This is a genomic window from Polaribacter sp. (assembly GCF_051251875.1).
Classification (GTDB): domain Bacteria; phylum Bacteroidota; class Bacteroidia; order Flavobacteriales; family Flavobacteriaceae; genus Polaribacter.
Genome location: NZ_JBPOGL010000019.1, coordinates 1 through 21464, shown reverse-complemented (window position 1 = coordinate 21464; position 21464 = coordinate 1). Strand labels below are relative to the sequence as shown.

16 protein-coding genes and 1 pseudogene are annotated in these 21464 nt (G+C 30.9%); 9 read left to right on the top strand and 8 right to left on the bottom strand.

The window, feature by feature from the left end; all coding sequences use genetic code 11:
- The first annotated feature begins 1 nt into the window (after window position 1).
- From ACSHW5_RS09920 to ACSHW5_RS09905, 4 genes are read left to right on the top strand one after another with little or no spacing between them, the layout of a single operon-like run.
- Entirely contained in the window at window positions 2-331 is a 330-nt protein-coding gene (locus tag ACSHW5_RS09920; protein WP_435675972.1) for a 2Fe-2S iron-sulfur cluster-binding protein, read from the top strand.
- Window positions 332-342: 11 nt separating this feature from the next.
- Window positions 343-1065 carry an iron-sulfur cluster repair di-iron protein gene (ric, locus tag ACSHW5_RS09915; protein WP_435675971.1) on the top strand — a complete coding sequence of 241 codons (723 nt, stop codon included), beginning with the start codon at window positions 343-345 and terminating at the stop codon, window positions 1063-1065.
- An 8-nt stretch (window positions 1066-1073) separates the two neighbouring features.
- Window positions 1074-3302, top strand: coding sequence for a nitric-oxide reductase large subunit (locus ACSHW5_RS09910; protein ID WP_435675970.1), 2229 nt, complete (start codon window positions 1074-1076; stop codon window positions 3300-3302).
- A 58-nt stretch (window positions 3303-3360) separates the two neighbouring features.
- Window positions 3361-3747: a group III truncated hemoglobin gene (locus ACSHW5_RS09905; protein ID WP_435675969.1), complete on the top strand. Its 387-nt coding sequence runs from the start codon at window positions 3361-3363 to the stop codon at window positions 3745-3747.
- Window positions 3748-3912: 165 nt separating this feature from the next.
- On the opposite strand, the gene ACSHW5_RS09900 is transcribed toward ACSHW5_RS09905, so the two are convergent.
- The 3 genes from ACSHW5_RS09900 to ACSHW5_RS09890 are packed head-to-tail and all read right to left on the bottom strand — an operon-like array spanning window position 3913 to window position 6715.
- Entirely contained in the window at window positions 3913-4794 is an 882-nt protein-coding gene (locus ACSHW5_RS09900; RefSeq protein ID WP_435675968.1) for a carbohydrate kinase family protein, read from the bottom strand.
- Complete coding sequence (locus ACSHW5_RS09895) at window positions 4795-6294, bottom strand: mannitol dehydrogenase family protein (protein WP_435675967.1); 1500 nt, start codon at window positions 6292-6294, stop codon at window positions 4795-4797.
- 16 nt (window positions 6295-6310) lie between these two features.
- Entirely contained in the window at window positions 6311-6715 is a 405-nt protein-coding gene (locus ACSHW5_RS09890) for a hypothetical protein (RefSeq protein ID WP_435675966.1), read from the bottom strand.
- A gap of 319 nt (window positions 6716-7034) precedes the next feature.
- Between ACSHW5_RS09890 and ACSHW5_RS09885 the strand changes: the two genes are divergently transcribed.
- Complete coding sequence (locus ACSHW5_RS09885) at window positions 7035-7772, top strand: NUDIX hydrolase (protein ID WP_435675965.1); 738 nt, start codon at window positions 7035-7037, stop codon at window positions 7770-7772.
- Window positions 7772-8431: a hexitol phosphatase HxpB gene (gene hxpB / locus ACSHW5_RS09880; protein WP_435675964.1), complete on the top strand. Its 660-nt coding sequence runs from the start codon at window positions 7772-7774 to the stop codon at window positions 8429-8431. The genes ACSHW5_RS09885 and hxpB overlap by 1 nt, the downstream gene beginning before the upstream one ends.
- On the opposite strand, the gene ACSHW5_RS09875 is transcribed toward hxpB, so the two are convergent.
- From ACSHW5_RS09875 to ACSHW5_RS09855, 5 genes are all read right to left on the bottom strand, one after another.
- The gene (locus ACSHW5_RS09875; RefSeq protein ID WP_435675963.1) at window positions 8428-9390 is read right to left on the bottom strand and encodes a fatty acid desaturase family protein; all 963 of its coding nucleotides are present in this window, start codon (window positions 9388-9390) and stop codon (window positions 8428-8430) included. The two genes, hxpB and ACSHW5_RS09875, sit on opposite strands and share 4 nt — an antisense overlap.
- Before the next feature lie 485 nt (window positions 9391-9875).
- Window positions 9876-13571 (bottom strand): metallophosphoesterase, encoded by a 3696-nt coding sequence (locus ACSHW5_RS09870; protein WP_435675962.1) that lies wholly within the window; start codon window positions 13569-13571, stop codon window positions 9876-9878.
- A gap of 181 nt (window positions 13572-13752) precedes the next feature.
- Window positions 13753-16197, bottom strand: coding sequence for a replication restart helicase PriA (gene priA, locus ACSHW5_RS09865; RefSeq protein WP_435675961.1), 2445 nt, complete (start codon window positions 16195-16197; stop codon window positions 13753-13755).
- A 244-nt stretch (window positions 16198-16441) separates the two neighbouring features.
- On the bottom strand, window positions 16442-16663 hold the full coding sequence (locus tag ACSHW5_RS09860; protein ID WP_435675960.1) for a VF530 family DNA-binding protein: 222 nt from the start codon (window positions 16661-16663) through the stop codon (window positions 16442-16444).
- Window positions 16664-18301, bottom strand: coding sequence for an aminopeptidase P N-terminal domain-containing protein (locus tag ACSHW5_RS09855; RefSeq protein WP_435675959.1), 1638 nt, complete (start codon window positions 18299-18301; stop codon window positions 16664-16666).
- Window positions 18302-18430: 129 nt separating this feature from the next.
- Here ACSHW5_RS09855 and gcvT point away from each other — a divergent pair, with 129 nt between their 5' ends.
- The 3 genes and pseudogenes from gcvT to ACSHW5_RS09840 all read left to right on the top strand — a co-directional run.
- The gene (gene gcvT, locus ACSHW5_RS09850) at window positions 18431-19516 is read left to right on the top strand and encodes a glycine cleavage system aminomethyltransferase GcvT (RefSeq protein ID WP_435675958.1); all 1086 of its coding nucleotides are present in this window, start codon (window positions 18431-18433) and stop codon (window positions 19514-19516) included.
- A 149-nt stretch (window positions 19517-19665) separates the two neighbouring features.
- Complete coding sequence (locus ACSHW5_RS09845) at window positions 19666-20781, top strand: SDR family oxidoreductase (protein ID WP_435675957.1); 1116 nt, start codon at window positions 19666-19668, stop codon at window positions 20779-20781.
- Between the two features lie 18 nt (window positions 20782-20799).
- Window positions 20800-21384 (top strand): annotated as a pseudogene (locus ACSHW5_RS09840) (metal-dependent hydrolase); the annotation flags it as partial.
- Between the last annotated feature and the right edge of the window lie 80 nt (window positions 21385-21464).

Below are 21464 nucleotides of genomic sequence, written 5' to 3'. Positions count from 1 at the left end.
AATGAAAGAAAACCAGGTGTTTAGAGTAACTGTCACAGATACTTACAATGATATATTTCATTTGGCATTTACCAAACACCAATACCCAAGTTTAATGGCACTGATTGCAAATACTTATCCTGAAGAATTTGGAGAATGTAAAGGAAGAGGATTGTGTGGAACTTGTCATGTAAAAATAACACAAGGAATTTTACAAGAACCCATAGAACCCAATGAAATTAAAACCCTCAATAGTGTTTACAACACAGACAACAATAGTCGTTTAGCGTGCCAAATAATGTTAAATAAAAAGATAAATAACATCACTTTTAAAATAATTAATGATAATTAAAACAACCAAGAATGAAAATTAATAATAAAACTCTTGTAAGTGAAATTGTGGCAGAAAATTATAAAGCTGCAACCATTTTTAAATCTTATGGCATCGATTTTTGCTGTAACGGCAATAGAAGTATAGCAACTGTTTGCGCTGCTGATGATGTAAATGAAGCCGAATTAATACATCAATTAGTAAGTTCTTTTGAAACTGAAACGGACACCAACGATTATAAAACATGGGACATCGATTTTCTTTCGGATTATATTTACAACAAACATCATAAATATGTTGAAAAGAAAATACCTGAAATTAAACAATACCTCGATAAAATTTGCAGAGTACATGGCGGCAGACATCCAGAGCTATTAGAAATTAACAATTTATTTACAGGAAGTGCTAATGAACTAACCATGCACATGAAAAAAGAAGAACTAATTTTATTTCCTTATTTCAAAAAATTAGCGGTAGCACAAAGAAATAAAACCACTGTTTCTAGTCCACAATTTGGCAGTGTAACAAGCCCTATTGCAATGATGCATGAAGAACATGATAACGAAGGGCATCGATTTAGAAAAATATCTGACTTGTCTAATAATTACACACCACCAAAAGATGCATGTAGCACTTATAAAGTGTCCTTTTCTTTACTACAAGAATTTGAAGAAGACCTGCACAAACACATTCATTTAGAAAATAATATTTTATTTAAAAAAGGAGTTGAACTAGAGCAAACTCTACAAAATTAATAGAACGCATGAGAAAAACTTGGATCGCATTTATTAGCGTTGTAACACTTTCATTTATAGCACTAATTTGGGTAGGTACAGAAGTATACCAGACACAACCACCCATTCCAGATAAAGTAATTGTAAAAGATTCTGGAGATGTTTTTTACACAAAAGAAGACATTCAAATTGGACAGAATGTTTGGGAATCTATTGGAGGTATGGAAGTTGGATCTATTTGGGGTCATGGTAGTTACGTAGCGCCAGATTGGACCGCAGATTGGATTCATAGAGAAGCCACCTATTTATTAGAATATTGGGCTCAAACAGATTTTAAAACAGCTTACAACAATTTAGATGTAGAAAAGAAAGCTGCTATTAAAGCTCGTTTAATTAAAGATATTAAAACAAATACCTTTAACAAAAGCACCAAAACAATTTCTATTTCAAACGAAAGATTGGCGGCTATAAAAGCAAATATTACGCATTATACCTCTATTTTTTCTGATGGAAAAGCAGAATACGCAATCCCAAAAGGGGCATTAACAGATCCTGTTAAATTAGAACAATTAAATGCTTTTCTTTTTTGGACTTCTTGGGCAGCAAGTACCAACAGACCAGAAAAAGAATACACATATACTTCTAATTGGCCGCACGAACCTTTAATTGATAACCTTATTACAAAAGACTCCTTAATTTGGTCTGGACTATCTATTGTATTGTTACTTTTATTTATCGGAATTCTTACTTTTTACTATTTAAGAAATCATGAAAAAGGAGAATTAATTTCAAAACCAGAAAGTGATCCGTTAACAGGAATGAAACTGTACAGCTCACAAAAAGCAGTATTAAAGTATTTTATTGTTATTTCACTTTTAATTGGTTTACAAGTTGTTTTAGGTGTTATTACTGTACATTATACTGTTGAAGGACAAGCTTTTTTTGGCTTTGATTTAGCCAATTACTTGCCGTATGCTGTTACCAGAACTTGGCACACACAATTGGCTGTTTTTTGGATTGCGGCAACTTGGTTGGCTACTGGTTTATTTTTAGCCCCAATGATTTCTGGCAAAGAAATGAAATTTCAAAATTTTGGAATTAACTTCTTATTCATAGCATTGCTTGTAATTGTATTAGGCTCTATGTTAGGAGAATGGTTAGGAGTACATCAATTTTTAGATTTAACTACCAACTTTTTCTTTGGACATCAAGGATATGAATATATGGATTTGGGTAGGTTTTGGCAAATATTTCTTGGTATTGGCTTGGTTTTATGGGTTGTTATGGTTGGAAGACATATTATGCACGGAATCCGTAAAAATGATGATTCTAAACAACTACTTATTATCTTATTAGTTTCTGTAATTGCAATTGGTATGTTCTTTTTCTCTGGATTAATGTATGGAGAAAACAGTAGTTTACCCGTAATTAATTATTGGAGATGGTGGCTTGTACACTTATGGGTAGAAGGCTTTTTTGAAGTTTTTGCAACCGTAGTAATTGCTTTTATTTTTTCTAGAATGAAAATCATTTCAACCAAAACTGCTGGCCGAGTTTCTGTAGCTTCTGCAACTATATTTTTAGCGGGCGGAATTATCGGAACTTTACATCATCTGTATTATTCTGGTACTCCTATTCAAGCCATTGCTTTGGGTGCCACTTTTAGTGCATTAGAAGTTGTTCCGTTAACATTGATGGGATTTGAAATTAGAGAAAACTGGAATCTTTTAAAAAGTAGACAATGGATGCAAAAATACAAATGGCCTATCTTTTTCTTTATAGCTGTAGCTTTTTGGAATTTTGTTGGCGCAGGAGTATTCGGGTTTTTAATTAATCCGCCAATTGCATTGTACTATATTCAAGGTTTAAATACAACGGCTGTGCATGCTCATACAGCATTATTTGGTGTGTATGGAATGCTAGGAATGGGATTTATTCTAATTTGTTTACGTTTTTATTCCAACAGAATTTGGGAAAACAAAAAACTAAAAAGAGCTTTCTGGCTTTTAAATATTGGTTTAGTAGCCATGGTTCTTTTCAGTTTGCTACCCATAGGAATCATTCAGGCGTATACCTCAATTACAAAAGGTTACTCTTTTGCTAGAGATGCAGATTTACTTTATTCTCCGGTAGTTCAAACCTTAAAATGGCTAAGAATGATAGGAGACATTATTTTCTCTATAGGTATCTTTTACTTCTGTTGGTTTACTATTTCTGAAACGGTATACAATTACAAAAGAAAAAATACGTCCATTTAAACATAAAAAATCCTCGAGGTCTTGCCTCGGGGATACATGGCTTCTAAAAATATTTATAATGAAACAAATACAGCAAAGAGAAGATATCCGTTTATTGGTACACACTTTTTATGATGAAATAAGAGTTGATAATCTGTTAGGTCCTATTTTTAATAGTCATATAAAGAATGAACAATGGCCTGCACATTTAGAAAAGTTAACAGATTTTTGGGTAACTGCTCTTTTTGGTGAGAATTGTTTTAAAGGAAACCCTACGATGAAACATAGAATTGTAGACAAAAATTTAAACCATTCTATTAGTGAACATCATTTTAAACAATGGGTTTCTTTATGGCATAAAACCATAGATTCTTTGTTTGAAGGAGCGCTTGCAAATAGAGCAAAAAAAGCATCGGAAAATATGGCTGTTGGTCAATTTGGTGCTATTCTAAATTTTAGAGAATAAAAAAACTCATTAGCAGTTTCAATAGTAAATAGGATTGATTTTCCCTAAAATGGAAAAGATTTGAATCTTACTAAGTAATTTAAAACTTAGTCTTGTTGATTCAAATCTTTTTTTAATTCCAGAAATATCTTGTAAAAAAATGCTTCGGGGGAAATTAATTTTATACTAAGAATTGATAAATTTATCAATATCTTCTTTCCTTATTTCTGGATTTGCACCTTCACTACCAGCTACAATTGCCCCAACAGCACATGCCAAATTTAGTGCATCTTGTGGTGCTGTATTATTTAATAATTGAGTTATAATAGTTGCCAAAAAAGAATCTCCCGCTCCTACTGTGTCTACAACTTTTACTTGATAACCACCATTATAATAAAATGTATTATCTACATATAAAATAGCACCATGACTACCTTTGGTTACACAGATGGTTTTTGCATTGGTTTCTTTTGCAACAAACTTAATTATTTGTTCTAAAGATTGCGATGTTGCTCCTAATTCTTTCGCTATTTCAAATATTTCATCGTCATTAAACTTTACAAAATCAGCTTGATTAATTAAATATTTAAGCACCGCTGTTGTATAATATGGTGCTCTTAAATTCACATCTAAAATTTTATATTTTGCCAATTTTAAAAGCGCGTAAAGTGTGCCTCTAGAAACATCATCTCTAGCCACCAAACTACCAAACACAAAAGCTTCAGAATTAGATACAATTGTTTTCGCTTGCTCGGTCAATGCTATTTTATCCCAAGCTCTTGGAAACATAATATCATAAGATGCAGAACCTTTTGCGTTCAACATTACTTTTACTTTTCCTGTTTTATAATTTTTATCAACTTGAACTCCATCCGTATTTACTCCTTTGGATTTAAAAAATTTTAAAATTTTAGTTCCTCTTTTGTCATCTCCAATTCTACTAATCATTGTAACGGAGTTGTCAAAGTCTTGTAATCTAGCAGCTACGTTTAAAGGAGCTCCTCCTATTTTTTTGTGCGTAGGAAACACGTCCCAAAGCACTTCGCCAAAACATGTAATATTTGCCATCTAAATTTTATTTAAAACTGTACTATTTATATCTTTTACAGATTTCTCTATGCCATTTTTAACAATATCTTGATAAGAAGAAGTGTAAGCTTCTAAAAACGTTTTCGAATCTTTAAGTTGGCCAAAAATGGATGCTATTTCTAAAAATGCTTTTGGGTTATTTCTAGATAGAATTGCTTTTTCAGTTAACACAGGTTCCATAGCATCTTTTATCATTAATTGCGAACCATTTTCATTTACGCCAACACTATAGATTGCAAAAGCAGCAATGATAAATGCAGCATGATTTATTGTTCTATTATGCTCTAATTGAGCATAAACTGTAGGTAAAATAAAAATTGGAATTTTAGCGGAACTCTCAGAACAAATTCTTTCAATTTGATCTTTGATATAGGTATTTCCGAATCTTTGGATTAATGAGAATTTATAATTTTTTAAGTTTACTCCTTCTAAATCACCTAAAGTTGGTGTTACTTCATTTCCCATATATATTCTTAGAAACGAACTGATATCTGCATCATTTGCGGCTTCATCAATGGTTGAATATCCAAATAATGCGCCTAAAATACCCAATACAGAATGGCCTGCATTTAGTAAACTTAATTTCATTTTTTCATAGGGCACAACATCCTTTACAAACTGTGCTCCTACGGTTTCCCAAGCCGGTCTTCCTGCTGCAAAATTATCTTCTATAACCCATTGTTTAAAAGGCTCACAAACTACTGGCCAACCATCATCTAAACCTGAAGTTTCTTTTAATTTTTCGATATCTAGTGCAGATGTTGCTGGCGTAATTCTATCTACCATAGCATTCGGAAATGAGACGTTTTCATCAATCCATGAAACTAATTCAGGTGCTGCTACTTTTACATAGCTTAACAACATTTTTTCGGTCATATGTCCGTTTCCTTGTATATTATCACAAGATTGAATGGTTACACCTTTTATACCATTTTCTTTACGCAATTTTAGAGCTTGTGTTAAATAGCCAAAAATAGTTTTAGGAGCATTTGGAGTTTCTAAATCATGCTGAATTAAAGGGTTTTCAAAATTAAATTCTCCTGTTGCTTCATTGTAATTATAACCTCCTTCTGTAATGGTTAAACTGATGATTTTAACCTCTGGATTCGCCATTTTTTTAATGACTTTTTTAGGGCTTTCTGGTGCAAATAAAACTTCTACCATAGAACCGATAATTTGTTTTGTTAACGAACCATCTAATTCTTTTATAATCAAAGTATATAAGCCGTCTTGATCTTTTAATATGTTGTAAATTTTAGTATCAAAATCTAGCAATGCAACACCACAAATTCCCCAATCAGATTGTGAATTGTTGTGTAGTAATTGATCTGTATAAAACGCTTCATGCGATCTATGAAACCCACCAATACCCACATGTACAATACCTGTTTTTATCTTAGTTCTGTCATAAGTAGGAGAAGTTATTTTAGTGCTAATTTCTCCTAAATTCTTTTGATTTAATTTAATTATATTTTCCATGATTTTATTTATTTATTTAAAGAATTACCTCGTTAAAACGATTAGAAGAATAAATTGAAAATTCTTTGTAATTTGCTTTAACATATCGTTGCGTAGTTTCATTCCAAACCTCTACACCTTCAAAACTAGCGATAGCCAAAACACCTAAAGTAAATTTACTGTTTTTAAAATTGTGTTCTAAATTAGTTGCAAATAATTCTCCTGAGTGCACAACAAATCCATGCCATAAATGCATGATTTTTAAATGCCTACCAAGTGTATATGCCTGATATTCTTCTTTGGTATTATTCTCTTGAGCATCGATTGTTTGAAATGCAAATAAAATGAATATACTTAATATTAGTGTACGCAAATTTATTTGCTCGGTAGTTTTTGAGGTACATAAAGTACGTTGTCTTAAATGGTGTTCTGTTCTTTTCATTATCTCTGTTTTAAATAAATGATCGCTATTAATTGAAAACCTTTTAATAAAACGTCAAAATGACGTTTGTTGTACAAATGTATATAAAAAAACAATACAAACTCTAAAAAAATATATATTCAAGATAATCCTTAAAACAATCAAAATTGATACTAGTTGAATGTATACATAGTAGTTTGTACACTATTATGAAATAGAAAAGAAATATTTTTTTCTATTCCATTAGATAAAATCAAAGATATACCATCAATTAATGTGCATTTAACGTTTATTAGTTGTTTTTAAAATATTAATGTAAATTTACATCCTAAATTATATTATGGAAATTAATAAAGTCCCAAATTTATCGGTAGATTGTGTTGTTTTTGGTTATGATACCGATACAAAATCATTGAATGTTTTATTAATTAAAAGATATTTAAAAGCAAAAACTAGCAATGAAGTTCTTGTTGATGATTATGTACTAACAGGATATCATGTATACGAAAGTGAAACGTTAGATGACGCTGCTTCTAGAGTTTTAAAAGAATTAACAGGTTTAACCAACCTCTATAAAAAACAATTTAAAGCTTTTGGAGACCCGAACAGGTTAATGAATAAAAAAGATGTTCTTTGGATTAAAAATGAGGATTTCAATTTTAGAACCATTACAATTGCCTATTACTTTTTATTAAAAACAGAAGACATTGATGTAATCAATAATAAATATGAAGCAAAATGGTTTCCATACTCTACCTTACCAAGTTTAGGTTTTGATCACAAAAAAATTATACAAGAAGCGTATGAAGATTTAAAAACAAAATGTTTGCATGAACCTATAATTTTTGAGCTTTTACCAGATAAATTTACCATCAATGAAGTGCAAGAAGTATATCAATCTATATTGGGCATCGAAATAGATAACCGGAACTTTAGAAGGAAATTAATCAATAAAAAGTATATTGTGCCCTTAGATGAAAAACAAATTGGAGTTTCAAAAAAACCAGCACAACTCTATATGTTTAGTAAAGACATTTATAATAAAATGTATCAAAAAAATTATTTAATTAGCATTTAATGACTTTAAACACATTTATATTTGACATGGATGGTGTTATTATAGACTCTGAACCTTTTTGGAGACAAGCACAAATAGAAATTTTATCTACTTATAATATTACCGTTTCAATAGAAGACTGTATTAAATACACCATGGGTAAAAGAATTGACGATGTTGCCTTAACCTGGTGTCAATTACATCAATTACCAATAGATCCTAAAGTATTAGAACAAGAAATTATTACTGCTGTAGTGCTATTAATTACCCAAAAAGGAAAAGCTAAAAAAGGTTTGTTTGAATTGATAGATTATTTATTTAAAAACAACTTTAAAATTGCCCTAGCTACCTCTTCTAGTAAACTTATAATTAACGCCGTTTTTAACAAACTAAATATTGCGCAATATTTTAATGTTGTTTGTAGTGCAGACAATGAAGCATACGGAAAACCACATCCGGCTATTTATCTGAAAGCAGCAAAATTGCTTCAGGTTAATGCAGGTAATTGCCTGGTTTTAGAAGACAGTGTAACTGGTTTAATTGCTGCAAAGGCCGCTAGTATGCACACTATTGTAATTCCCGAAGACAAAAATGATCCACGATTTACATTGGCAAATAACATGTTCTCATCAATGTTAGATGTTGTTTATTATTTAAAAACGATAGAAACACAGTATTAAACCAAGACTACTTCTTCTTTTTTACCTAACATTTTAAGCATTTTTGTATGATCTACAATCGCTTGAAACATCGATTTTTTAACATGATAAGGCATGCCAAATTCTTGTGCCGTTTCTGAGATAATTTTTGTAAGATTTTTATAATGTACATGGCAAACATCTGGTAAAACATGATGCTCTACTTGGTAATTTAAACCACCAAGCAACCAAAATAAAAGATTACTATTTGGAGAAAAATTACAGGTAGTTTCAAATTGATGTGCATACCAATTATTATTCATTTGTCCATTTGTATCTGGCAAAGGAAACTCATTATCTGGCATAATATGCGCTATTTGAAAAACAACGCTCACCAAAATACCTGTAACCATGTGCATGCTTATAAAGGCCAATAAAATAATCCACCAAGAAAAAGGCAACAATATCATTGGCAAAACCAATGCATAAGAATAATATAATAATTTCCAAGCAGACATGCTAATGAGTGCTTTTTTGTATTCATTTTTTTTGCTCAAAAATCCCATGTCTCTAAATCTTTTTAAACGAACAAAATCTTTTGTAGTAATCCAAGATATAGTAGAAATACTATAAAAAAACCAAATGTAAATATGCTGAAATTGATGTACCCAATAATGCTTTGCGTGTGGCGAAAAACGCAAGAAAAAAGGCGCGTTCAAATCATCATCTGCATGATCTATATTGGTATACGTATGATGTAAAATATTGTGTTGAATTTTCCAAACCGTTGCATTGGCACCAATCATATTAAAACTATACCCTAAAATAGTATTGATTGTTTTATTTTTAGAATAAGATCCATGAATAGCATCATGCATTACACCCATTCCTATTCCTGCCATTCCCAATCCGCTAAGAATATATAAAGAAAATAATCCCCATACGTTATTTACGATTCCTGAAGAAAGTAAAATTAATGGTAAAAAAAATAAACTCAACATAAAAACAGTTTTTATCACCATAGTTGCATTGGCGTTTCTAGTTGTTTTCTGAGTTTTAAAATAATTTTTTACTCTTTTTCTTAATGTTTTTGCAAAGTCTGGATGAATTTCTCTTGAAAATTTTGGAGTATCGATGGTATTTCTTTTTTATATCATTTATAGTTTTCAATCATAATAATGAAATACTTATAAAATAGCTTCTATTTTATACACGTTCTTCACAATAGTATTGAAAATCATTCACGATTCAGATTATATACACTGAACTTCGTTTATTAAAAAATGAAGAAAGCAAAGTTTCGATAAACTAAAAAAGAACCATCTAAAAATTTAATATGGCTAAATTAGGTTAAATAAATAGGAATTAATTATAAAGATTTACTAATTATTGTATTTTATATACAAATAGTATTACAAAAAAAGAAACAACCTTATCAAGATTGTTTCTTTTAGAATATTTAAATCATTAAAAAAAGATGCGTTTTCTAAAAACCAAAACCTAATTTAAAGGCAAATCGCATTCCATCATCACTATTAAAAGCAGATACGTTTGCTGTCATCATGCCCGCCATATTTACAAAAAAACCACCACCAACGGAAGTGTTCCAATTGTCTTTATTAAAGCTAGGGTTTGCTACAAGGCTGTTATCAATCCAAATACGTCCGTAATCTAAACCTCCATAAATACCTAAATTAATGGGTAGTAAACCTGTTTTTAAATTCTTAAAATTCCAACGAATATCAGTAGATTGTACAAAGGCTGTTTTCCCTGTAAACCGTTCGTTTCTATACCCTCTTAATCCTGTATTTGCTCCTAAAGTTGCGGCTTGATAAAACTCAAAATCGTTTCCTAAATTAAAATGACCTCTAAAATTTGTTGCTAAAACAACTTGACCGCTAGCAACTAGTTTGTAATCGAAACCCAATGCAGGAATTACATAACCAAATCCTTTATTAGAATCTATATTATTTTTATAACCTACTTGCAAATCTACCTGCATCCCTAAAGTTGGAAACGCCTTGTTGTCTTTATTTTCAAACTGATAAACGGCATCTAAACCATAGAAATCATCATTAACTTCCTTATTATTTCCAATATATTGATTTATAAATCGTCCGTTTGTTCGTTCTACTTCATTAGATTCATAAAAAACACCTGCCTTTAAATATCCTCCTAATTGTCCGTGCCAAATTAACGAAGGCATAACTTTAAATGTTCTTATTTTTACTCTATTATAATTAAAATCTGTATCAAAACCATCGTTTTCATCGGCTTCTGGATTTGCAGTACTATTTCCAAAACCGAAAAAATTAATAGCATAATTAGGACTGTTAAAATGAACATCCAATCCTAAATTTAGCCTCCCAAAAACATGTGCAAATTCTCCTTTATAATCTAATTCATACCCTTGTGTAGCAAAATAATAAGACGCTGCCACTGTATGCTGAGAGGTAAACGGATTGCGCTCAAAACCATAAGCAGTATACGTATTACTAATACCTAATTTAAAACCATCATCAGGATTAGAACCCAACGTTGGTATTATTTGATTGGTATTATTTTTTAATTTTTTATAATCGTACACATTGGTTTTATAAGAATCTGTAAGTTTTAAGGTTGCTTTTTTAGCTTTAGAAACATCATTTTTTTTACTTTTATAATCATACACCACAATTTTACCACCTTCTGGAACCATATAGGTATCGTTATTCTGACCTCCAATCAATCTAATTTTTATCTTGTCATTTTTACCTTTTACCTCAAAAACATCATCATCATCTAAGCCATAAATCCATATTTCTTTAGTGTCTTTTTTGTTGTAGGTTCTCTGGTGAAAAACATCAGCTTTTTTACCTTTTTTAATTCTATTTCCCACAATTTTTACTTTCCCATTATTTAAACATTCTATGGTAAAATAATCATCCTTATTGGTTCCTTTTATTACAGAAAATTTATTAATCAACTCAAAATACCTATCAGAAATAGCTTGTAAATTAGTTCTTCTTGCTTTTAATTTTTGCTTTATATCCTTCAAGTTTTTATCGCGTACTTCTTGCGGAAAATTTAAAAAAGACTTTTCTATTACAGCATCTGTTATTCCATTTTGTAGCACTTTTACTTCTGCATCCCAATCTGCCTTAGTTGCTCTTTGAATTAGCTCCATATCTAAAGGATATGGTTCTACATTTACTCCTCTTACATCTACCAAATCATTACTATATTTACGTAACAATCTTGCTGTTGGAATTACAGCAACAGCGGCAGATAACAAAGCACCGTCAGACATTATAGAAAAGGCCTGATCTCTATCTCTAGGCAAAGGTCTGTATACTTTTTTGCCATTTTCTTTAAACTCAATCCAACGCCATTGGTCTTGGTGTCTGTCCCAATCTCCAATTAACATATCAAACAATCTAGCTCTTATATATGCGCTTTCATCAATTACAATATCTTCATCTTTATGAAGTTTTTTCATGACATCTTCTGTACTAATAATTTTATCTTGAAAGCCAAAACTGGCCAAGTGACTATGACCTTCTGAAGTGTGTTCTTCAATCATGTAAAGTTCATCTCCAAACTCACTATTATATCCTCCTAACGCATTTTGTTTTGGAATATAATATAAAATAGGATTTGTATGATAAATACCCACAGCATCCGACAAATCTCCAATAACAAAAGGCGCATAGGGATGAGAACCTGCAAATACATCCAAAATTAAATCTTCTGTACTTGTTTCATTAAACTTACCTTCTATATATTGATCTTTAAACATTACAGCTTGTAAATATTGTACTGCATTTTTTCTGAGTGCTCTCATTACATATTCTGCACCATTTTTGTCTTTAAGTCTTAATGATTTTGATTGATTACCACCACCTTTTCTTACAATAGTAACTCCACCATACAAGGTATCTAAATTTACCGTTGGCGCTGTTACTAGCGTGCTATATAATTTTCGGTAACGTTCTCCCCATAAATATTTATAAAAACCAGATTTTTTGGTTTCTTCATTTGTATAAATTGATGCTGATTTCTCCTTTGGAAAACTCTTAGGATAGGTAGTAAACGTTTTCTTCTCATTAGGTTTTAACACCTCTGTTTCAAAAACAATTTTGTTATTTTCTGTTTGATAAAAACGCAGGTATGAAGATCCGTCTTTAAAAACATCTAGCCGTGCATAACCAGGAACTCCATAAGAAAACTGTCCGCCACCAACATTTCTTGTGGCTGAAACTTTAGATCCAGAACCACTTACAATCTGATGTAAATTATCAGATATTAAATACTGTAAATTATGATCATGTCCAGAAACAAAAATTACCTTTTTATTTTCTTGAGAAAGTGTTATTAAACGTTTTTTAAACTCATTATAACGTTTGTTTTGAATATCTACATTAGCAACACCACTTGTTTTTCTAATAATATTTTTTAATGTTCCTAATACTGGCAAAGGTTTCATGTGGCTGGCAAAGTTAAATTGACCTCCATGAGAACCATTTGTATACATTGGGTGATGCACTGCAACAATGGTAGTTTTACCTCTAGATTTTTTAATAAGACTGTTATATTCATCAAAAAAAGCAACACGGGTTTTAATATCACAATCATCATTTATGGTTGGATATTTATCCCAGTTGGTTAAATACCATTGGCTATCTATTAAAATTAACTCAATATCTTTTGAAATATGAATTTTTTCAATAGGACAACCATTTTCTGGTAAAAAAGTATTTTTACCCAAAGCCTTTTCAACATATTTTTCCTGTCTTTTTAAACCTTCTAACCCATTGCTATACCAATCATGATTACCAGGAATAAAAATAGTTTTTCCTTTAAATTCTGAACTAGCTGCCGTTTGTATCTCCATTTGATGCTCTGCCAAAGCACGGTTTTTATCTGATTTATCAGGAAAACCTTTTGGATAAATATTATCTCCTAAAAAAATTGCAGTACTATTTTCTGAAGCTTTGCTTAATGCTGTTTTAAAAGCGGTTAATGTTTTTGATATTTCTCCGATTGGAGAATTCCCAGCATCTCCAATTAAATAAAAAGAATGCCTTATTTCTTTATCTGGAAATTTTTGTTGATTAGATGCGTCTTTGTATTGGGGTTTATAAGTAGCACAAGCGCTCAATATCAGCACAATAAACAGCTTTAGGTATGATTTTTTTATCATTTTTAAATAAATTTGGTGTACTAAGATAGAGACACTTTTGCCTTAATTCCAAATCATTTTAATAATGATTGCTATTAAAGTTGAATTCCCTGTTATTATTTGAAAGAAAAATTTTAATCAAATCTACAAAATAGTGTTATTTTATATTGAAATATTACGTATTCTATAGGTTGATAAAAAACTAAGCATCTACATCTATGATAAACCGAATAGGTCTAAAGTCTTTCACAGATTCAAACGTGTTTTTAATTTTTTGAATTTGATTTTTTGTGTTTTTTAGTGATTGTTTAGGCGGAATTTTAATCACCAAATTTTTAATATATTGATTCCGAATTCTACTAACTGCCGGCGCAGTTGGTCCTAAAACAAACTCACCAAATGAATTCTGTAGCGATTTTGCCAACCAATTAACTCCTGCCTCTACTTTGTTATAATCTTTGTGTTTCAAGGTAATTTTTATCAACCTATAATACGGTGGATATTTATATTGCCATCGCTCTTGCAACTGCTCTTTAAACATGGCTGTATAATTGGTTTCTGATACTTGCTGCAAAATTTGATGATAAGGATTAAAAGTTTGAATAGCTACTTTACCTTGTTTTTTTGCACGTCCTGCCCTACCGGAAACTTGTACCATTAATTGATACGCTCTTTCATGCGCCCTAAAATCTGGAAAATTTAACATCCCATCGGCATTTAAAATTCCTACCAAGGTAACATTATTAAAATCTAAGCCTTTAGACAACATTTGAGTCCCTACTAAAACATCTATTTCCTTAGCTTCAAAAGCTCCTATAATTTTCTGATAACCAAATTTTCCACGCGTGGTATCTAAATCCATTCTGCCAACAACAAAATCTGGAAATAATGCTTTTAATTCTAATTCTATTTGTTCTGTTCCAAAACCTTTAGTATCTAAAGTTGCTTTACCACAAGCGCCACAAGAATTTGGCATTGCACGCTGGTAATTACAATAATGACAACGCAACTCTTGCCTAAATTTATGAAACGTTAAACTAACATCGCAATTGGGACACTGAGGAGAAACGCCACAGGTTTTACATTCTACAACTGGCGAAAATCCGCGTCTGTTTTGAAATAAAATAACTTGTTCTTTTTCGTCTAAGGCTTCTTTAATTAACAGCAATAATCTATCAGAAAAATTACCATTCATTAATTTTTTCTTATGCTTTTCCTTAAGATCTATCAATTCTATTTTTGGCAATTGTACATTTCCAAAACGCCTATTTAATGCTACAAAACCGTATTTTTTTTGTTGTGCATTAAAATAACTTTCTAAAGATGGCGTAGCAGAACCTAATAGTACTTTTGCCTTATGAATATGCGCCAAAACAACAGCAGAATCTCTAGCATTGTATCTTGGTGATGGTTCATATTGCTTATAAGAAGTTTCATGTTCTTCATCAACTACAATTAAACCAAGATTAGAAAAGGGTAAAAAAATAGAAGACCTTGCCCCTAAAACAATTTGTGCTTTAGCTTGATTTTCTAAGACATTATTCCAAACTTCTACACGTTCATTTAAGGAATATTTAGAGTGAAACACCGCTATTTGTTTTCCAAAATAGACTTGTAAACGTGTTATTATTTGGGTGGTTAAAGCTATTTCTGGCAATAAAAATAAGACTTGTTTACCAGCATCTAAAACATCCTGAATTAACTTTGTGTATACCTCTGTTTTACCAGAACTTGTAATTCCGTGAAATAAAGTAACATTGTTGGTTTTAAAAGATGTTGTTATTTCTGAAAGTGCTTTTTCTTGAAATTCATTTAATTGTTTTAAATCGTTTTTAGATCCTTCAAAATTTATTCTATCTGTTTGAATATGATAAAACTCAAAAATATTTTTATCTACTAAGGATTTTAATATGGATGAAGATACCCCTGTTTTTTCTTCTAAATCTTTTGCTTTAATTGGTTTTTTTGCTGTTGATAATTGAAAGAATCCTAAAACAGCTTCTCGCTGCTTTTTAGCTCTAGACAAGGTTACCATCAATTGTTCTAAAGAAGCATCACTAGCATAATCTGCATGCAAACGAACATATTTAATCAATTTTGGTTTGTATTGTTCGTAAATTTCTTCTTTAATATAAATTGCCGCTTTTTTTACCAATTCATTAATAATTGGCATTACTTTTTTCTTACCTAAAATAGCTACAACTTGATGTATGGTTAATTGCGATTGATGCTGCAAAGCTTCATAAATTAAAAACTCATCATCTAACAACAACGTTTCTTCCGTAAAAGCTTCATTTTTATAAATAATAGTTTCGCTTTCTAGCAAAAATGCTGAGGGTAAAGCAGCTCTAAAAACTTCGCCTAAAGAACACATATAATAAGAAGCAATCCATTGCCAATGCTGTAATTGCAGTTCATTAACCAACGGTTTTTCATCTAAAATTTGATGTATTTCTTTTGCCTCATACAACGTTGGTGCAGTTGTATGTATATTTAAAACCAACCCAGTATACATCTTTGTTTTTCCGAAAGACACGGCAACTCTAATTCCTTTTTCTAAGAAATTAGCTTCCTCTTCCGTTACGGAATACGTGAAGGTTTTTTGAATAGGAATGGGTAATATAACGTCTATAAAGTGTGCTGTCACTTTGAATGGTTTTACGATTGAAATGAGTAAAATTGTTTGGAGATGTCATGTTTAAAAAAGTTCTCGATACAATTTCGATAGAAAAAATCGAAATCACCCGAACTGACATTCTTAAAATTCATAAAGTTTAAAATTACGTCTAAAAATATGCTTGTCATTTCAACAACAAGAGAAATCTAATTACATTTAGTAAGTTATTTTCTCTAATTATTTAAAAATACAAGAGAATCTTCAAATAAACTACTTAATCAATCATGTTTTTTAAGTAAAACTGTTCTACTTTTTCTCTTGCCCAAGGCGTAGTCCTTAAAAACTTTAAACTAGATTTATAGGTAGGATTGTTTTTAAATGCATTTATATTTAAAGTATCTCCTAATTCTTCCCAACCATATTCTTTAAACAATTGCTCTAACATGGTGGCTAATTTTATTCCGTGTAACGGATTATTGGGTTGTTCTTTACTCATTTATTTATCTAAATTTGGTAAAACAAAATCATCTAATACAGACTTTTTTGCCATCATTTTTTCAATTTCTTCAGTAGTTCTTGGCGCTTCCGAAGATAAATTAATAGGACCATTTTTAGTCACCAAAATATCATCTTCTATTCTAATACCAATTCCCCACCATTTTTTATCGCAATTACTACCTTCAGGAATATAAATTCCAGGTTCCATGGTAACCACCATATTTTCTTCAAAGTTTTTATAATTTCCAGGATCATGCACATCTAAACCAATATGGTGCGACGTTCCGTGAGGAAAATATGAATGATATTCATCAACAGATTTTATAATTCCTAATTTATACAAACCTTCATTTATAATTTTTCTAGCAATATCATTTGGCAATCTCATACTTGTACCAATGGTGTATTTTGCAATCCCGGCTTCTTGCGCTTCATAAACTAAATCATAAATAGCTTTTTGCGCTGTAGTGAATTTTCCATTTGCAGGAATTGTACGAGTAACATCTGCTGTAAAACCTCTGTACTCTGCACCCAAATCCATCAAAACCAACTCATTACCAACTTTTGTTTTATTATTTTCTATATAATGTAAAATACAACCATTATTACCTGCGCCAACAATAGATGGATATCCTTCATATTCTGCGCCGTATTTTTTATACACAAATTCATGAATTCCTTGCAATTCCGTTTCAGACATGTGTGGTTTCATAGCTTTCATTACTTCTATTTGACCAATTGCAGAAATTCGAACCGCTTTGGTTAAAAGTTTTAATTCTTCGGCAGTTTTAACCTCTCTCATGGTTGCCAAATTTTTAGACAGAAATACCAGGTCTAAATTATTCTTTGGAATTGCATTTAATTGTAGACCTATTTTTTGCTTCAATTCTTTTTTAATGGCAAGATTATCTGAAGTGGCATATTTTACAATAAGTTCGTCAGATTTTAACTCCGGATTCGATTCTAAATCTCTATGAATTCTAACAGCCAAATTCTCTAAATCTTTTTCTGGCACATTGGCAATCATCTCTTTAAAGTAGGCTACTTTGGGGTCTTCATTAATATGCTTATCATAATGTGTTTGATCTTTAAAACTTGCAACTAGGTCAAACAAATCTGCATTATCTCCTCTGGCATCTCTAAAATCGTCTCTAAATTTTTCTACAAAAACCGATGAAAAATCAGCAAAATTGATGTTTTTTTTCAGAAAATCTTCAGCATTTAATGCTACCCTAAAACCCAAGTCCTTTTTTGCTCCTTCAACGCCCAAACGTTTGCCATTCCACATTTCTGCCCTAGCATTTCTCTTTTGAACATATAAAATCTCATTATATTCATTTCCTTGAGCATCTTTTTGAAATTCAGAAAACAAAACTAAAACCGCATTTGGTTCTCTATACCCTGTTAGATAATAAAAACTAGGATCTTGATGAAATACATAATCTACATCATTTGCCCTATTTCTTATTGAATTAGAAAACACCACAGCAACTGAATTTTCTGGCATTTTTACACGTAAAACTTCACGTCTATTTTTATGAAAATCTTTTGACAAATAATCACTTGGTTCTTGTGCAAATCCATAAAAGGAAAAAACAAAAAGTACACTAAAAATGAATTTTATACAGTGGTTCATAAAAATATATTAGGTATATTTTTCAAATGTAATTATAATTCTTTTTTTCTTGAAAATATTAACAGATTATTAGTGATTGATTATTGCATTATTTTCAATAATTTAGCTGAAATTTATAGAAATCTATATATGAAAAACATAGCATTACATACTATACACACAAATTTAGGAGCAAAAATGGTGCCTTTTGCTGGTTATAATATGCCTGTACAATATGAAGGAGTTACAGCAGAACATTTAACAGTAAGAGAATCTGTTGGTGTTTTTGACGTAAGCCACATGGGTGAGTTTTTGGTTACAGGTGAAAATGCATTGGCTTTAATACAAAAAGTAACTTCTAATGACGCTTCTAAACTAGCTATTGGTGATGCACAATACAGCTGTTTTCCGAATGAAGAAAACGGAATTGTAGATGATTTAATTTGTTATAAAATTAAAGAAAATCAATATTTATTGGTTGTAAATGCTTCTAATATTGAAAAAGATTGGAATTGGATTTCTAAATATAATGAGGAATTTAATGCCGATTTAAAAAACTTATCTGAAGGATATTCTTTATTAGCCATTCAAGGTCCTAAAGCTGTAGAAGCAATGCAATCTTTAACTTCTGTAGATTTGGGGAGCATTCCTTTTTATAAATTTAAAATTGGAGATTTTGCAGGCATCGAAAATGTGATTATTTCTGCAACCGGTTATACAGGTTCTGGCGGTTTTGAAATTTACTGTAAAAATGAAGAAGTAGCACAAATTTGGAATAAGGTTTTTGAAGCTGGAGCAGATTTTGGAATTAAGCCAATTGGTTTAGCGGCAAGAGATACCTTGCGTTTAGAAATGGGATATTGTTTGTACGGAAATGATATTGATGACACAACATCACCTATTGAAGCAGGCTTAAGCTGGATTACAAAATTTACCAAAGATTTTGTAAATTCAGAAGCTTTAGCAAAAGAAAAAGAACACAAACCTGAAAAACGTTTGATTGCTTTTACTTTGGATGAAAGAGGAATACCAAGACATGGTTACGATATTGTAGATGGCAGCGGAAACGTAATTGGCGTAGTTACTTCTGGTACTATGAGCCCTTGTTTACAAAAAGGGATTGGTATGGGTTATGTTCCTAGAATTTTATCGAAAGTAGGAACACAAATTCATATTCAAATTCGTAAAAAAGCCATTCCGGCAACCATAGTAAAATTACCTTTTTACAAAGGATAAAAAACTTAAGAGAATTTCTCAAGTACTATATCTGTTAGATTTCCGCAGTAAATTTTTTAGTCAATATAGATTTCTACGGCAATCAAAGAGACAAAAAGTTGTCGGATTATTAACGACAACTTTTTTTTTAAATCACGTATCAAAAAAATATGAATTGTTTATTAACTGGAGTAACGGGAATTGTTGGTAGTCATATACTTTTTGAATGGTTGCACAAAGCCATTGTAGAAAAATCTGTAAATCATCTTTTTGTAATCATTAGAGCCAACGAAAAAACTGCCGAACAACGCTTATTGGCAATTTTAAAAGACACCTCTCGTCCGGAATTTTTAAATGATTTTTCTTTGGAAACTTGTTTAGAAAAAGTCACAATAATTTCGCATGATTTAGCAAATATTAGCAAAGAAGTGTTAGACAATTATAATTTTGACACGGTAATACATTGTGCAGGTTCTACAAATTTATCTAGCACAAGCGATTCTAAAAAAACGGTTCACTCTCAAAATTATTTGGTTACCAAGCAGCTTTTAGACCAGTTACCAAAACAGGTAACTCGTTTTTTATACATTAGTACAGCGTATTCTTTTGGCATACAAAATGAAAAGGTAAATGATACTATCGGAAACTATGCCGTTACCGATTTTAGAAATCCATACGAGCAATCTAAATACGAAAGCGAACGTTTTGTGAAGGAAACTTGTACACAAAAAAATATAGCTTCTCAGATTTTAAGACCAAGTATTATTTGTGGTCGTTTACTTCACAAACCTTTCTTTGAAACCCCAAAATTTGATGTTTTCTATGCTTGGGCCATCTTTTTAGATAAATATGCAATAAAATCTAAAGAAGCTTTTAGAATTTGGATTGACAAAAAAAGTGGTTTAAATATTGTACCTGTAGATTTTGTTTCGAAAGCAATTTTATACGCTTTTTTAAATCCGCAGATAAAAGAATTGAATATTGTAAACCCAACACAGATATTGCACAAAGATTACGTGGGCGATGTTTTAGAGTCTTTTGACGTAAATACCTACGAATATGTAACTGAAAAGCCCGCAGAATTAAACACTTTTGAGAAACTGTATTACAAAACCATTGGTGATATTTTTGAGAATTATATTTCCATTCCAGATTTACAGTTTCATGCTGGTTTGATTTCAAAACTTATTCAGCAGTTAAAATTAGAAAATACCTTGGGTGTTCATGCCAATTTTATGAACTTAATTAATTTTTCAGTAGAAAAAAAGTTTAGAAAAAGTTACTAATTATAATACCCATAAAAGTTGGATTCATTAACGCAAATTGTTTTAGGTGCTGCAGTAGGCGAAGCTGTTTTAGGAAGAAAAATAGGCAACAAAGCCATGTTTTATGGTGCAATTGCAGGTACAATTCCTGATTTAGATATTTTTGCCAATTTTTTTGCAGATAAAGTAACCGCTTTAGAAATGCATAGAGGTTTTACACATTCTATCTTTTTCTCAGTGCTCTTTGCTCCTATTTTGGCTTTTTTAGTCACCAAGTTCGAAAAATATAAAAATGTAAAAGATTGGTCTTGGCTTTTCTTTTGGTGTTTTTTAACGCATCCTATTTTAGATGCACAAACCACTTGGGGAACACAACTTTTTTGGCCTTTAGATATTCGATTGGCTTTTAAAAATGTTTTTGTTGTAGATCCTTTTTATACAATTCCGTTTTTGATTTTGTTGATTTTAGCAATGCGTCAAAAAAAAGAATCTAAAAAAAGGCGTTTTTATAATAATTTAGGACTCATAATTAGCAGTTCTTATTTAGTGCTCACACTTGTTTTAAAAGGAATTTCATATCAAACTTTTACCAAAGAACTAGCTACACAAAACATCGAATACAAAGAATGTATTATACTGATATAGGTTGACCTTTTTTTAGGTTAATTTTTCAATTTTTACCGAAAGTTATTTCCGATTTCTTT